Origin of the sequence: Thiomonas intermedia, assembly GCF_002028405.1 — a bacterium.
Classification (GTDB): domain Bacteria; phylum Pseudomonadota; class Gammaproteobacteria; order Burkholderiales; family Burkholderiaceae_C; genus Thiomonas; species Thiomonas intermedia.
In genome coordinates this window covers 638,905-652,176 of the sequence record NZ_CP020046.1, presented here as the reverse complement: position 1 = coordinate 652,176, position 13,272 = coordinate 638,905, and the positions used below count along the sequence as shown (strand labels likewise).

Here is a 13,272-nt window from a genome sequence, read left to right as displayed (position 1 = left end):
GGCCCATCAGGTCGTGCGGCTGCACAACAATGCATCAAGATCATGCAGATCGTGGCAAACGCAAGCACGACGAACTGGCCCGGCGCATTTCCAACCTGCAGGCAGGGCAGGCCTCCATCATCCAGCACATTGGGCACCTTGCCGCTTCGGACGCTCAGCAGCAAGTCTTGGCGGACTGCTTCAACCAGAGGCTGGAGCGCATCCAGCGCCGCTTGGAACTGAGCTAACCTTTTTCCAGCGCACCCAGGTAGCCCGCCCACTCGCGCATCAACCCCCGCCGTTTCTCCAGCAAATCCCCCCGCCGATAGGCCGCCTCGACCTGGTTCTGGATCGTGTGCGCCAGGGCCATTTCCACGACCTCGGCGGGGTAGCTTGTGCACTCTGCCGCCCAATCACGGAAGCTCGACCGGAAGCCGTGCACCGTCAAGCCGGGACGCATCCCGCGCAGCAGTTCCAGCATCGCCATATTGCTGATCGTGGGCTTGCGCGAACCCCAAAACACCGCGTCGCCTCTTTCCATGCGCGGCATGGCCCGCAGCAGGTCCAGCGCCTGCGTGGACAGCGGCACCCGGTGTTCACGCTGGGCCTTCATCCTGGCCGCAGGCACGATCCACAGGCCCGCAGCCAAGTCGAACTCCTCCCAACGGGCGCCGATCACTTCTCCCGTGCGGCAGGCCGTCAGAATCGTGAACTGCAAGGCCCAGGCGCTCATGTTCGATCTTTGCCTCAAATCGGCCATGAACGCGGGCACCTCGCCAAAGGGCATCGCCGCGTGATGCTCCACCCGGCGCTTCTTGCTGATCGTGGGCAGCAGCGCATCGAGGTGCCCACGCCAGCCCGCCGGGTTCTCCCCGGTGCGCAACCCTCGCGCCTTGGCCGCTGACAACACCGCCTCGATGCGCTGGCGCACGCGCGTTGCCGTCTCATGCTTGTCCTGCCAGATCGGCGTGAGCGCGGCCAGAACGTCATCCGTCGTCACCTCACCGACCGGCTTGCTGCCGAAGTGCGCAAAGGCATACGTGCGCAAGGTGTTGATCCACTGATCGGCATGTTTCGGATTCTTCCAGCCAGGCCGCATGGACTCCCATAACCTTTCGGCCACGTCCTTGAAGGTCAGGGGTGCAGCGGGCGCGGAAACCGGCTCAGCGGCCCGATTCAGCGCCCTTGTGGGCAGAACCGTTTCGCCCTCCCGCAGCCGGGCGCGAATGTCCGCAGCCTGTGCCACCGCAGCGGCCAGCGTCAGCGACGAAAACGCTCCGAGGCTTATTTCATGCGCCTTCCCGGCCTGCATGAACCGGCACATCCAGAGACTCGAACCCCCGCGCACCCGGAGATACAAACCGGGCGCAGCCCGGTGCATGCCGTCCACACCCGATAGCCTTTTGGCCGCCTGCGCCGTGATCTGCATGCCGAAGCTCCTCCGAACCTTGTTGCCCACAAAATCTGCCCACAAAAAAACCTGAACGGCCGTGAACGCCAGTTTACAACGACGAACATTGGAGACCTGCAAGCCATTGATCTATAAAGGTATTATTTACGTCGGCAAACAACGTCGAACGTCAACCATAATCCCTTCGTCTCCGCCAGAACAAGACCTTCTAACTCGCTCAACCGAGTTGCAAGGCGCTCAGAGCCCCGCACCACGCGGGGCTTTTTGCTATGGGATCCTGACTGACTGGCCCATGGCCACCCAACTCCGAAACCCGTCTCAAGCCCCGATTCGCCTCACGGCCTCCTGATTTTCTGGATGTGGTGTGGCGGGAGGGGCAGGTCACCCAAGGGAACTGCAAAAGGGGCGGTGCGGGTAGGTTGTGGGGGAATCTAGGGGGTATGCAGGGGGAAATGGTGCACTATGTTCACCCCATAGACAAAAAAAATCCCACGACCTAGCGTGGGATTTTTCTATAAATGCTTGACATGATTTTTGGTGCGCCCGGCTGGGATCGAACCAGCGACCCTTGGCTTCGGAGGCCAATACTCTATCCACTGAGCTACGGGCGCAGACGGAAAGTGGCGAGACTTCCGTGCAACACTACATCATAACCTGTATGGGCGGCGGACCCTCTGGTGCTGGCGCGAGATGCGGCTTCGGGTGAGGAAGCCGCCTTGGGGAAGATGGAGGCCGGGTGGGGTGTGACGCCATGTCGCGTTACAGCTCGTAACGCAATGTGATGCAAATCAAATTCAAGGACATCGTTTGGCGGTGTTGGGGTTGACCCCGTCGGGGGATCGTGAGCAACGCATATCATGTTGGCTGTATTTTTTTGGATTTCCTTTTTCCTTACGACAGCTATGAGCGCACCGCACTCGAATTCTCACTCAGCCCCCTCCAGTTCCGACGATGTGTCCGATCTGCCGTTTGCGCCAACCTTGCGCAAGATGCTGGTGGTGATGGGCATTGGTTTCATCATTCCCATCATTTTGTTGCTGCTGATTGCGTACTACATTGGCAGCAGCAGCCAGCCGCCGGCGGATTCTGAGTCGCTGGCGTCGGCTGCTGTGGATGCGCGCATTGCCCCGGTGGGCTCTGCTGCGGTGGCGGCGAGCAGCCAGGCCGCGGCGCAGCAAAATGCGGCCTCGACTGTGGTCGCTTCGGCATCGGCGGCTGCCGCGCCGACAGGTTCGGGCAGTGGCGCGGCGGTGCCTGTTGCGGCCACGAAGGTGGATGGCAAGGGGCTGTATGAATCGACCTGTATCGCTTGCCATGGCGCGGGTGTGGCGGGCGCCCCCAAGGTCGGCGACAAGGCGGCCTGGGCGCCCATCATCGCCCAGGGCGACGCGGTGTTGTATGACCGTGCCATCCATGGCTATACGGGCAAGCATGGCGTGATGCCTCCCAAGGGCGGTTCGACCGCGAGCGATGATGATGTGAAGGCCGCGGTCGACTATATGGTCGCCCAATCGAAGTAAGGCAACATCGATGTGGGCCATGCCCACGGCAGCCAAGAAAAAGCCCGCTTATGCGGGCTTTTTTGCGCAGGGTGTTCAGCCGGGGTCGGTGAGAAATTCGAAGAAGACGGCGGGTGGAGCGTCAAAACGCTCGATGACCCTGGGGCGGGCGCCGGGCAGGGTCAAGAGGGTGCCCTGGGCATCGAGCCATTCGGCCAGGAAGGGCATGTCGGAGCTGTGCAACAGGCCTGCACCAAGGTCGGTGCGCAGCCAGATCTGCCCATCATCATCGAGCCAGATGGATTCGACGGCGCAGGGCAGGCCGGTGTGGGTGAGCCATTGGACGTCTGGGTCGGCGTTGTGATGTAGGCGAATGATCCATGGGGCGGCTTCCAGGCAGACGTCGACGCGCTGCGGGCCGTTCTGGAAATACCAGGCCCCTTGTGCATCGGACGTGTAGTTGCGGCCGATGAAAGCCGCAAGTCCTGCGTGCAGCACGGGCCCGGCATCGGTCTTGTCCAGGCGTCCTCGGGCGTCTCGCGGCCACACGGCGGGGCCTTGCTGATGCCGCATCCACCACTTGCCGCGCTGATCCAGGGCGAGCCAGCCGGTGCATCGCGGCACCTGGGGCCAGCGGGCCATGGCTTGGAGAACGGCGGCGTCCATGTCAGTTCCGTACGGCCGTTCCGAAGGAGCTGACGTCCCCCTCGGGGGGAGACTTGCGGAGCAAGGCAGGGGGCTGTTTCATGTCAGTTGCCGTGTTGAAAGAAGTGCAGCAAGCGTGTCGGCAGCCAGTCCAGCCGTCCGGGCAGGCGCCCCTGGGCGAAACCGACGTGCCCGCCATGACGGGGCTGTTCCAGCCGTACCCACGAGGATGCCGCGCTGGACAGGGGCAGGACGGAGGCCGGCTGGAAGGGGTCGTTGCGGGCGTTGAGAATCAGCGTGGGCACTCGCAGGCGGCGCAGGTGGGGCTTGCTGGAGGCCCGTGCCCAGTAGTCGGCGGCGTCGCGAAAGCCGTGGATGGGCGCGGTGAAGGCGTCATCGAAGGCGCCCAGATCGTGCGCGCGGCGCACGCGGTCGGGATCGGCCAGCCCGGGATGGCGGGCGATCATCCGCAGCGCCTTGGGCTTGAGTGTGCGCAGGAACATCCGGGTGTAGATCTGATAGCTCAGCCCGGTGGCGATGGCGTGGCCTCCGGCAGCCAGATCCAGCGGGGCGCTGACTGCCGCGATGGCCCGCACCCGCTGAGCGGCCGCGTCGCCCTGTTCTTGCGCCCAGCGCAGCAGGGCATTGCCTCCGAGGGAGACGCCGACGGCGTACAAAGGGGTTGTCGGCTGGCGCTGGGAGAAGCGCTGAAGAATCCAGTCGATCTCGGCGAAGTCGCCGGAGTGGTAGGCGCGCGGCGCGCGGTTGTCTTCTCCCGAGCAGCCGCGAAAATGCGGCACGGCACATTGCCAGCCCGCCTGGGCGCAGGCGGCGAGCAGGGCTTGCGCATAGTGGCTCTGCGACGAGCCTTCAAGCCCGTGGAACAGGACCAGCAGCGGCGCCGAGGGCGCAGTCGGTGAAGTCAGCCCATCGACATCGATGAAGTCGCCGTCAGGCGTGGCCCAGCGATCCCGGCGCAGGGTGGGGCGAGCGCCTGTGGGGCGGGAGATCAGCGCCGGAAGCACGGTCTGCAGTTGTCCTCCGGGCAGCCATGCGGGCGCGACATAGGGTGTTGCGGCGCGCATCGGGGGCATCGACCTATCGGTCAGACGGGCGTTGAAGTGCGCAAGGCGCGATCAGTGCAGCACATCGCCGGGCACCATGGCCGCCAGCGGGGCCTGGGGGGCGCCAGGGCTGGCATGGTGCAGCACCAGGCGCCAGCCGGCGGCGGTCTGCACGAAAAGATTGGTGGCCAGGACGAAGCCCCATTGAGTCTGGCCGTCCACTTCGAGCTGCACGCGTTCGACCACGCTGTGCGTCGCGCTGGTCATGCTGTGCCAGCGATGCTGGACCTCGGCGTTGATCTGCAGCCCGCCGTTGGCGAGCAGTTGCGAGAAGCTTTCGCGGACCGCCTGCTGGCCGTCCAGACGTTGCCCGCCAGGATGAATGCAGCAGATCTCGTCGTCTTCGGACCACAGGGCCATCAGCGCGTCGAGATTGCCGCTGGCCAGCGCGTCGTAGAACGCGGCCTCGACATCGTCGGGGGAGTTGGTCCAGGGGGTTTGGGGCGGGAGTTTGCGGCGCGGCATGGCGGGTCTCGTTCGGTCACTCGGGTCAGCGGAACACCACGGTCTTGTGGCCGTTGCGGAGGATGCGATGTTCCACCTGCCAGCGCACGGCGCGTGCGAGCACGATGCTCTCCACGTCCTGGCCGACGGCGGTGAGATCGGCGGCGCTCATGCTGTGGTCGACGCGCTCCACGTCCTGCTCGATGATGGGGCCTTCGTCGAGATCGGCGGTGACGTAGTGCGCCGTCGCGCCGATGAGCTTCACCCCGCGCGCGTAGGCCTGGGCGTAAGGCCTCGCCCCCTTGAAACTGGGCAGGAAGGAGTGGTGGATGTTGATGGCGCGGCCTTCGAGTTGCGCGCAGAACTCGGCGCTCAGGATCTGCATATAGCGCGCAAGCACCAGCAGCTCCGCGCCGCTGTCCTGCATCACGGCGAAGAGGGTCTGCTCCTGCGCCCGCTTGGCTTCGGCCGTCTCGCCGGCCTTCAGGGGCAGGTGGTGGAAGGCCAGTCCGTAGCTGCGGGTCAGGTCGGCGAAGCTGGTGTGGTTGGAGACGACCGCCCCGATGTCCATCGCCAGTTGCCCGGCCTTCCATCGATAGAGCAGATCGTTGAGGCAATGACCGTGCTGGCTGACCGCGATGACCACTTTGGGGCGAACGCGAAGATCGTGGAACTGCGCCCGCATGTCAAAGCGCTTGCGCACCTCGCCGAACAACAGCGCGAGCTGGGCCGCATCCTGCAGGTGTTCGGGGGCGGAAAAATGCACCCGCATGAAGAACAGCCCGGTGTCGGCATCGCCGTACTGCTGCGAATCCATGATGTTGCAGCCTGCCTGATACAGCAGGCCGGAGACCGAATGCACGATGCCTGGCGCGTCGGGGCACGACAGGGTGAGAACGAATTCAGGTGGGTGGGTTGGCATACCGGGCCGCGTGCGCAGCAGTGGAAAACGGCAAGCCCGTGATTCTAGGGCGACACGCAAAGCCTTCCTGCGACGACCTCCCGGGCCGCGCGAACGCCGTAACGAACGGATTCAACTGGCCCGGAAAAGACCTTGGCGTGTCCTGCGATGAGCGTGACGCGACGCGACGCCGACCGCCGCGTCGGCGGCCTCAGCGCGTGAGCTGAACGGAGCCCTGCACGGTGATCTGCAGCGGGGTGCGCCCGGTGACCAGGGGCACGGCAGGCGCCTCCTCGGCGGCCATGGGCGCTGCGGCACGCATCATCATGGGACGGGGCTGGGGCAATTGTCCCTGCACGGGTTCGATCTGCATCGTCCGCAAGGTGTAGCCGCTGTAGCCCAGTGCGCGTGCGGCCGTGGAAGCCTTGGCCTTGAAGCCCGCGATGGCCGAATCGATCAGTGCGGTTTCCTCGCGGTCGCGCAAGGCCTTGGAGACTTCGAAGCCGTTCGACTCGATCATGAAGCCCTGCTGCGCCAACTGCCCGGCGATCTTGCCCAGCGCGGCGAAGTCGTGCGACTTGAGCACCAGCCCTGCGCGCACCGTCCAGCCGTCGCGCTGCGACTGGTTGTTGACCGTCTTCCAACGGGGCTGGGTGGAGATCGCGCCGCTGCTGGCTTCGACACCGGACACGGCGCGGGCCTGCTGCAAGGCGGCCTCCAGCGATTTGCTGATCTGCGACGTGAGGCTGGCCGGCTCGGCTCCGCTGCGCTCCACGGCCAGCGTCATCACCGCGAGGTCGGGGGTCACTTCGGCCTGCGCGGTGGCCTGCAGATCGACCACCCCCGCAACCGGGCCCGGTGGCATCTGCGGCAGGGCCTGCGCCTGCACGGATGAGGCCAGCAGAAGACCGACGAGACATAGACCGGCAATGGACGACACAGGACGTGATGACATGGTTTTCCTCGCGGATGATGGAGTGGTCTCGGGGCGATGCCAGACGGGCGCTGCGTGTGGTGCGCTGCTTCGCGCCCTTGGGACCGGCCGATTCGCCTTAAGCCGAGTCTAAGGCAACGCAGCGAACATTCCGTCATCGCAAACCGTTTGACTCGTTTCGGAGGCAGTCATGCAAAGCAGCAAACCGAAGGCTTCATCAAAACTCTGGGCCGCTCTGGCGGCGGTCGGCATCATCGCCGGTGCGGGCACCATGGCCTATCAGTTCAGCTACGCCGGGCAGGCGCCTCAGGTGGAGATGAACCACAAGGCGGTGCCGCTGTTCAACAACCCGCCAGCGGCGCCGATGACCAATGTCGCCACGAGCGCGCCGAACTTCGCCTCCATCGTCAAGGCCTACGGCTCGGCCGTCGTCCACATCAATGTGAAAGGCGAGACCAAAGAGGCCGTGCAGCAGCAGATTCCCAAACAGTTCCAGAACGATCCCTTCTTCCGCTTCTTCCAGCAGTTCAACAATGGCCAGCAGCAGGAGGTTCCCACGGAGGGGCTGGGCTCGGGCTTCATCATCAGCTCCGACGGCCTGATTCTGACCAACGCCCACGTCGTCAAGGGCGCCAACTCGGTTCGCGTGACGCTGACCGACCACCGTACCTACAAGGCCAAGGTGCTGGGCTACGACACCAAGACCGACATCGCGGTGATCAAGATCCCGGCCACCAATCTGCCCACGGTGCGTCTGGGCAACCCGTCCAATCTGGAGCCGGGCGACTGGGTGCTGGCCATCGGCTCGCCCTATGGCTTCTACAACACCGTGACCGCCGGTATCGTCAGCGCCAAGAGCCGCTCGCTGCCCGATGACAGCATGGTGCCCTTCATCCAGACCGACGTGGCCGTGAATCCCGGCAACTCGGGCGGACCGCTGTTCAACACCAAGGGCGAGGTCGTGGGGATCAATTCGCAGATCTTCACGCAGACCGGCGCCTTCGAGGGCCTGTCCTTCGCCATCCCGATCAACGTGGCCGAGCGCGTGGCCAAGCAGATCATCGAGCATGGCAAGGTGCAGCACGCGCGGCTGGGCATTGCAGTGCAGACGGTGACGCAAAACCTGGCCGCCTCCTTCGGCCTGCAGACGCCGCGCGGTGCGCTGGTGGCGCAGGTGGAGAAGGACAGCCCGGCGGCCAAGGCCGGCATCCAGCCCGGCGACATCATTCTCAGCGTGAACGGTCAGCCGGTGAACGACTCGGCCGATCTGCCGATGATGATCGGCCTGTCCGAGCCCGGCAGCAAGGTGACGCTGGGCGTCTGGCACGACCACAAGCAACAGAACATCACCGCGGTGCTGGGCAACTTCAGCGACAACGTCACTCTGGCTTCGGCAAGCACGAGTGCCCAGGGCGACCACGGCGGCCTGGGGCTGGTGGTGCGCCCGCTCAACGCTAATGAAGAGCAGCAAGCCGGGGTGTCGCACGGGCTGCTCGTCGAGGGCGTCAGCGGCCCGGCCGAAGAGGCCGGCATCCAGCCCGGCGACATTCTCATCGCCGTCGATGGCAAGAAGGTCAACAGCATCGACCAGGTACGCACCATTCTGAAAGCTGCGGGCAAGTCGGTGGCCCTGTTGATCCAGCGCGGCAGCAATCGCATCTTCGTGCCGGTGCAGATCGGCTGAAGGTTAAGACCCTTTTTTGCCTCATCCTCCAAGCCGTGTTTTGCGGGGCCGCTGGCCCCGCTTTTTTATGGGCGCCTGGAGAGGGGCTGGAAGTCAACAAGCATCAGGGTCGATCTCGACCTGCTGCAGCCAGGGATGTTTGAGCCGTCAAAGGCTACGCCATACAAAGCGGAATCGTCAGTCATGACGCCAAGCCGCTGAGTGCATCCAGCGCGCTGGCCATGCCGCCCGCCGCCACATGGCGCTCCGTGGCCAACATGGTCAGGAAGGCCTCCACCTCTGGCGCACCCATGTCTCGCGGATGTCGCATCACCCCACCGCGCCCCTGCCAGCGAATGAAAAAGCGCACCAAATGCACATAGGCCTTCTCGGTGCTGAGGCTATAGTGCATGTACCGGATGCGCTCGCGCAGTTGATCGAGCAGGCGAACCGACTGCAGGACGGGCTTGCCGGGTTTCATGGTTCTTTTATACCTGTTTTTTTGCACAGCCAACTCGCGCGAAACCCAAGCTGCAAGCGGTTTCGCGGCGCAGGCGCTGACCAGAATATCCCGCACCGGCCAGTTTATTTGGCAAGGATTGCGGGATACATTACGTTATACGTCTCCATCGCCATGATCGACTGGTATCTTAAGAACAGGCAACTTCTCCGCAGTTTGCGCACGAAGGCTGTCGATGCCCTCCGCCATTACGAAAATGATGAAGAGCAGGCCGCAAAGACTATTGCGTCCTATATGCAGACTGACTTTAAGTTGCTCCGTGAGCACTGGCACTCCATGTACCCGGAAGAGAAATTCGGCTACTTGGGGCGGCACATCGGTTTTGGTGAACGGAATGATTTCAACGACATCATTAAGCACGACCTTCCTCCCATCGAAGAGAGTCTTGATGAACTGCTTTTGCAGTTTGAGAAATCTCTCCCGAACAGCAAGACCCAACCATACGTTGCTGAAGAAAGAATTGCCGAGCTTGCTGAAATTGAAAAAGGTGCTTTCGATACTGCAAAACTGATTCGGTTGCTACGCGAACTGAATGTCGCCTACAACAACGACGCTCATTTCACTACTGGCATACTTGTCAGGGCAGTAATTGACCATGTGCCGCCAATATTCGGTTTCACTACGTTTCCCGAGGTCGCTAACAATTACAAGGGAACCAAATCCTTCAAGTCTGCGATGCAGCGCCTCAACGATTCCTTGCGAAACCTCGCCGATTCATATCTTCATGTCCAGATCCGCAAAGTCGAGAGTCTTCCGACGTTGAACCAAGTTGATTTTCGTGCCGAGTTGGACGCGCTATTGTCTGAGGTCTCTCGTGTCCTCCAAGACGTATAGCCTTGCGGTCCACCGGCGCTGCGCGATAAAGCCGCGCAGCGCCGGTGACCTCCACGTTGGGCTTCCTATGGGCTTCCTAGCATCCGAGAGGACTTGAGTATGGCAAGAAAACGACGACCGCCTTCTGCCAAACCGGTTACGTCATCCAATCCTCAAGTCACAGTGCCTTGGTATCGGCGTGTATGGTTCTTGATTACTCTCGTTGGTGCAGGTTTATACGGCGTGCTCTCAAATGGCCCAATGCTGCTTTCAAACGCCGAGAAAATCCCTTCCGAGTTTGAACGCGTTGCAGGAAAATTCTTATCGTGGTACTACGAAGATCAGGGTTGGGAAGGGCTGTGGTCGGCCAACCCTGAGGGGTATGTTGACTCCGTAGATATGAAGCTTTCCGATGTTGATATCAAGCTTCATCTCTTATCAGAGCACGGCAGGATTGGCGGTGAAATTGCGATGAAATCCATCTGCCGTGTGGTTCCAATGTTTGATTACTTACTTCTAGAAGGAAAAGTCAGCGGAGACATTGCGACAATTACCGCGTTCGATTTCATCGGTGGAGAGCGTAAGAATTTCTTTCGCTTTTCCGCAAAGCGCGATGGTGTAGTAATGACCGTCTCCCCGAAAGAGGGCGCTCAAGAATGGCTACCAGCGGTTCCCGTAAGAATTGGGTTGCATCCTTCCCGCGGGGGCGAAGATCCATACGACCAATTAACTGGAACATGTAAGGTGGAAAAGGAAGAACTCATGAAAAAGATCAGACCGAGTGGATTGGGTCGATGAAGCCAACCCGGCAGTCGGGAGGGACAGCCAAAAAGCTGTGCTTTTTGGTTCCCTCAACGCTTCGCGCTCCGGCTGCCCCTCACTTCTACGTTACGGCTACGCCATCGAGCCACTGCGAGGTATTGAGCCTGCAGGTGCGTTTCGGTTTCCTAGCGATCGCTTCTGGGCCGACACCGGACGACAGATCGTGGGGCTCTTCAAGACCTTTCAGCGCCCACTCTGTGATCTTTCTATGGGCGCGGGCGCCTGGACACTGGCCCTAAACTGAGGCTTTCCTATCGGAGCTTCTCATGTCGATTGCGCAAACGCTGAAAGATCTGGGCATCAGCCTGCCCCCGGTTTCCACCCCTGCTGCCGCCTATGTGCCCTTTGTGCAGACCGGCAATCTCGTGTTTTTGTCCGGGCACATCGCCAAGAAGGACGGCAAGCCCTGGGTGGGGCAGCTGGGCACCGACATGGACACGGCGACGGCCAAGGAGGCGGCACGGGCCATCGCCATCGATCTGCTGGGCACGCTGCAGGCGGCGGTGGGTGATCTGGAGCGGGTCAAGCGGGTTGTCAAACTGCTGGGTCTGGTGAATTCGGCGCCCGGCTATACCGAACATCATCTGGTGATCAACGGGGCGTCGGAACTCATCGCCCAGGTCTTCGGCGAGCGTGGCGCTCATGCGCGCAGCGCGTTTGGCGTGGCGCAGTTGCCCATGGGGGCCGCCGTCGAGATCGAATTGATCGCCGAGGTCTGAGAAGCTGTGAACAAATCCGCCACTCCCGCTCATGCCGCGCTGGCGGCCCCACTCGGCGTTGCACTCGGTGGCGCCGGCCTTCTGCGTGTCGACGGGCACGCCTGCGCTTTGCGCCTTGATGGGCACCGCCAGGGCGTCCTGCTCGGGCGAGCCGGATTCATTCATGGCTTCTGAGATGGCGCAGACCGGGCTTCTGATCTTGTGCCGCCCCGTGCTGGACGATGCTCCCGGGCTGGCCCGTCTGGCTGGTGCCCTGGGCTACGGTGACGATGCCGCCGCCATGCGCCAGACGCTCGGCGAGGTGTTGCAGGCGGAAGGCCATGGTGTGTGGCTGGCGCGACTGAACGATCGCATGGCGGGGTGGATTCACGTGGCGCCCACCTTGACGCTCGAAAGCGGTCGGGGTCTGGAAATCAGCGGTCTCATCGTCGATCCCGACTTGCGCCGGCGCGGCGTCGGGCTCGCTCTGGTGCAGGCGGCGATGGTTTGGGCGCGCGATTGTGGCGCGCAACGCCTCAGAGTGCGCAGCCGCATTGAGCGCGAAGGCGCGCTGGCCTTCTACCGGCGCCTGGGATTTGCGCTGAGCAAGACCCAGGCGGTTCTGGATCTGTCTTTGGCGCCTTCTTTCCCGGGCTCGATACAACAGGTGAACGCATGAATCACGACGTCCCGAACCTCGTCCCATCGGCCTCGACCTCCTGGATCGATCGGTTGTTCGTGGCGCTGCCGTTCGTGGGTCTGGGCGTGCTCGCGCTGGCGCTGGCGCAGCCCGGGCAGTCTTTCGTGTTGCTGCTCAGCGCGTTCGCGCTCATCGGGGCGGTGATCGCCGCGGTGCATCATGCGGAGGTGGTGGCGCATCGGGTGGGCGAACCCTTCGGCACGCTGGTGCTCGCGCTGGCCGTGACGATCATCGAGGCGGCGCTCATCGTGTCGATGATGCTGACGGCCGATCCTGCGAAGTCGGCCACGCTCACGCGTGACACCATCTATGCGACTGTGCTCATCATCACCGGCGGGGTGATCGGACTGAGTCTGCTCGCAGGCGGCCTGCGCCATCATGTGCAGGCCTTTCACACCGAATCCGCCCGCCCGGCCCTGGCCATTCTGATGGCGCTCTCCGCGCTCACGCTGGTCTTGCCCCGCTTCACCACCAGTGCGCCGGGGGGGCAGTACACGGTGCCGCAACTGGTGTTCACGGCTGTGGCCTCGCTGGTGCTGTGGGGGGTCTTCGTCTTCGGGCAGACGGTGCGGCACCGCGACTATTTTCTCGATCTCGAAGGTGTCGGCGAGGCGCATGCGGGCGCGCATCACCCGAGCCGTCGCGATGCCTGGATCAGTCTGCTCGGCCTGTTGCTGGCGCTGGTGACCGTGGTCGGCCTGGCCAAGACGCTCTCGCCTTCGATCGAGGCCAAGGTGCTCGGCGCCGGTCTGCCGCATGCCGTGATCGGCCTGATCATTGCCATGCTGGTGCTGGCGCCCGAGACGGTGGCGGCGGTGCGCGCGGCCCTGGCCAACCGGCTGCAGACCAGTCTGAACCTGGCCCTGGGTTCGGCGCTGGCCAGCATCGGTCTGACCATTCCGGTGGTGGTGAGCGTGGCGATCTACCTTGGCCTTCCCCTGGATCTGGGGCTTCATGGCAAGGATCTGGTTCTGCTGCTGCTGAGTCTGCTCGTCAGCCTCGTCACCCTGGGCTCGCGCCGTACTGATTTCATGCTGGGTGCGGTGCATCTCGTGGTGTTTGCCGCCTTTCTGTTTCTCACCCTGGCGCCCTGATCCTGCCCGCCGCTTTTGGGCGGGT

15 protein-coding genes and 1 tRNA gene are annotated in these 13,272 nt (G+C 63.0%); 8 read left to right on the top strand and 8 right to left on the bottom strand.

What is annotated here, in order from left to right; genetic code table 11:
• Positions 1–29: 29 nt before the first annotated feature.
• Positions 30–227 carry a hypothetical protein gene (locus tag BVH73_RS02975; protein ID WP_079415956.1) on the top strand — a complete coding sequence of 66 codons (198 nt, stop codon included), beginning with the start codon at positions 30–32 and terminating at the stop codon, positions 225–227.
• Here the strand turns inward: BVH73_RS02975 and BVH73_RS02970 are convergent.
• Both BVH73_RS02970 and BVH73_RS02965 read right to left on the bottom strand, forming a co-directional pair.
• The gene (locus BVH73_RS02970) at positions 224–1,408 is read right to left on the bottom strand and encodes a tyrosine-type recombinase/integrase (protein WP_079415954.1); all 1,185 of its coding nucleotides are present in this window, start codon (positions 1,406–1,408) and stop codon (positions 224–226) included. The two genes, BVH73_RS02975 and BVH73_RS02970, sit on opposite strands and share 4 nt — an antisense overlap.
• A gap of 517 nt (positions 1,409–1,925) precedes the next feature.
• Positions 1,926–2,001 (bottom strand) — tRNA-Arg (locus tag BVH73_RS02965).
• Positions 2,002–2,247: 246 nt separating this feature from the next.
• Here BVH73_RS02965 and BVH73_RS02960 point away from each other — a divergent pair.
• Complete coding sequence (locus BVH73_RS02960; RefSeq protein WP_245800395.1) at positions 2,248–2,910, top strand: c-type cytochrome; 663 nt, start codon at positions 2,248–2,250, stop codon at positions 2,908–2,910.
• 75 nt (positions 2,911–2,985) lie between these two features.
• Here the strand turns inward: BVH73_RS02960 and BVH73_RS02955 are convergent, their stop codons facing one another.
• The 5 genes from BVH73_RS02955 to BVH73_RS02935 all read right to left on the bottom strand — a co-directional run bounded on the left by BVH73_RS02955 (position 2,986) and on the right by BVH73_RS02935 (position 6,958).
• On the bottom strand, positions 2,986–3,555 hold the full coding sequence (locus tag BVH73_RS02955) for a DUF2946 family protein (RefSeq protein WP_079415949.1): 570 nt from the start codon (positions 3,553–3,555) through the stop codon (positions 2,986–2,988).
• Between the two features lie 83 nt (positions 3,556–3,638).
• A complete protein-coding gene (locus tag BVH73_RS02950) occupies positions 3,639–4,628 on the bottom strand; it encodes a YheT family hydrolase (protein WP_079415947.1) in 990 nt (329 codons plus the stop codon).
• A 42-nt stretch (positions 4,629–4,670) separates the two neighbouring features.
• A complete protein-coding gene (locus tag BVH73_RS02945; RefSeq protein WP_079415945.1) occupies positions 4,671–5,123 on the bottom strand; it encodes a YybH family protein in 453 nt (150 codons plus the stop codon).
• 25 nt (positions 5,124–5,148) lie between these two features.
• Positions 5,149–6,024, bottom strand: a complete 876-nt coding sequence (gene purU, locus BVH73_RS02940) for a formyltetrahydrofolate deformylase (protein WP_079415943.1) — start codon at positions 6,022–6,024, stop codon at positions 5,149–5,151.
• A 190-nt stretch (positions 6,025–6,214) separates the two neighbouring features.
• Positions 6,215–6,958: an SIMPL domain-containing protein gene (locus BVH73_RS02935; RefSeq protein ID WP_079415941.1), complete on the bottom strand. Its 744-nt coding sequence runs from the start codon at positions 6,956–6,958 to the stop codon at positions 6,215–6,217.
• Positions 6,959–7,127: 169 nt separating this feature from the next.
• Between BVH73_RS02935 and BVH73_RS02930 the strand changes: the two genes are divergently transcribed.
• Positions 7,128–8,621 carry a DegQ family serine endoprotease gene (locus BVH73_RS02930; RefSeq protein ID WP_079415939.1) on the top strand — a complete coding sequence of 498 codons (1,494 nt, stop codon included), beginning with the start codon at positions 7,128–7,130 and terminating at the stop codon, positions 8,619–8,621.
• Positions 8,622–8,802: 181 nt separating this feature from the next.
• On the opposite strand, the gene BVH73_RS02925 is transcribed toward BVH73_RS02930, so the two are convergent.
• Entirely contained in the window at positions 8,803–9,081 is a 279-nt protein-coding gene (locus tag BVH73_RS02925; RefSeq protein WP_079415936.1) for a phage integrase N-terminal SAM-like domain-containing protein, read from the bottom strand.
• Between the two features lie 153 nt (positions 9,082–9,234).
• On the opposite strand from BVH73_RS02925, the gene BVH73_RS02920 reads away from it, so the two are divergent.
• The 5 genes from BVH73_RS02920 (at position 9,235) to BVH73_RS02905 (ending at position 13,247) form a co-directional block, all read left to right on the top strand.
• Entirely contained in the window at positions 9,235–9,954 is a 720-nt protein-coding gene (locus BVH73_RS02920) for a hypothetical protein (RefSeq protein ID WP_154048404.1), read from the top strand.
• A gap of 189 nt (positions 9,955–10,143) precedes the next feature.
• Positions 10,144–10,731, top strand: a complete 588-nt coding sequence (locus BVH73_RS15675) for a hypothetical protein (protein WP_154048403.1) — start codon at positions 10,144–10,146, stop codon at positions 10,729–10,731.
• Between the two features lie 290 nt (positions 10,732–11,021).
• A complete protein-coding gene (locus BVH73_RS02915) occupies positions 11,022–11,474 on the top strand; it encodes a RidA family protein (protein ID WP_079415933.1) in 453 nt (150 codons plus the stop codon).
• A gap of 163 nt (positions 11,475–11,637) precedes the next feature.
• Positions 11,638–12,132, top strand: a complete 495-nt coding sequence (locus BVH73_RS02910) for a GNAT family N-acetyltransferase (protein ID WP_169836739.1) — start codon at positions 11,638–11,640, stop codon at positions 12,130–12,132.
• Entirely contained in the window at positions 12,129–13,247 is a 1,119-nt protein-coding gene (locus BVH73_RS02905) for a calcium:cation antiporter (protein ID WP_079415929.1), read from the top strand. Before BVH73_RS02910 ends, BVH73_RS02905 begins: the two co-directional genes overlap by 4 nt.
• Positions 13,248–13,272: the final 25 nt, after the last annotated feature.

Excerpts from the sequence above, each read along its gene's own strand:
- BVH73_RS02975 (WP_079415956.1), top strand. The coding sequence starts at position 30 with ATGCATCAAGATCATGCAGATCGTGGCAAACGCAAGCACGACGAACTG.
- BVH73_RS02970 (WP_079415954.1), bottom strand. The coding sequence starts at position 1,408 with ATGCAGATCACGGCGCAGGCGGCCAAAAGGCTATCGGGTGTGGACGGC.
- BVH73_RS02960 (WP_245800395.1), top strand. The coding sequence starts at position 2,248 with ATGTTGGCTGTATTTTTTTGGATTTCCTTTTTCCTTACGACAGCTATG.
- BVH73_RS02955 (WP_079415949.1), bottom strand. The coding sequence starts at position 3,555 with ATGGACGCCGCCGTTCTCCAAGCCATGGCCCGCTGGCCCCAGGTGCCG.
- BVH73_RS02950 (WP_079415947.1), bottom strand. The coding sequence starts at position 4,628 with ATGCCCCCGATGCGCGCCGCAACACCCTATGTCGCGCCCGCATGGCTG.
- BVH73_RS02945 (WP_079415945.1), bottom strand. The coding sequence starts at position 5,123 with ATGCCGCGCCGCAAACTCCCGCCCCAAACCCCCTGGACCAACTCCCCC.
- purU (WP_079415943.1), bottom strand. The coding sequence starts at position 6,024 with ATGCCAACCCACCCACCTGAATTCGTTCTCACCCTGTCGTGCCCCGAC.
- BVH73_RS02935 (WP_079415941.1), bottom strand. The coding sequence starts at position 6,958 with ATGTCATCACGTCCTGTGTCGTCCATTGCCGGTCTATGTCTCGTCGGT.
- BVH73_RS02930 (WP_079415939.1), top strand. The coding sequence starts at position 7,128 with ATGCAAAGCAGCAAACCGAAGGCTTCATCAAAACTCTGGGCCGCTCTG.
- BVH73_RS02925 (WP_079415936.1), bottom strand. The coding sequence starts at position 9,081 with ATGAAACCCGGCAAGCCCGTCCTGCAGTCGGTTCGCCTGCTCGATCAA.
- BVH73_RS02920 (WP_154048404.1), top strand. The coding sequence starts at position 9,235 with ATGATCGACTGGTATCTTAAGAACAGGCAACTTCTCCGCAGTTTGCGC.
- BVH73_RS02915 (WP_079415933.1), top strand. The coding sequence starts at position 11,022 with ATGTCGATTGCGCAAACGCTGAAAGATCTGGGCATCAGCCTGCCCCCG.
- BVH73_RS02910 (WP_169836739.1), top strand. The coding sequence starts at position 11,638 with ATGGCTTCTGAGATGGCGCAGACCGGGCTTCTGATCTTGTGCCGCCCC.
- BVH73_RS02905 (WP_079415929.1), top strand. The coding sequence starts at position 12,129 with ATGAATCACGACGTCCCGAACCTCGTCCCATCGGCCTCGACCTCCTGG.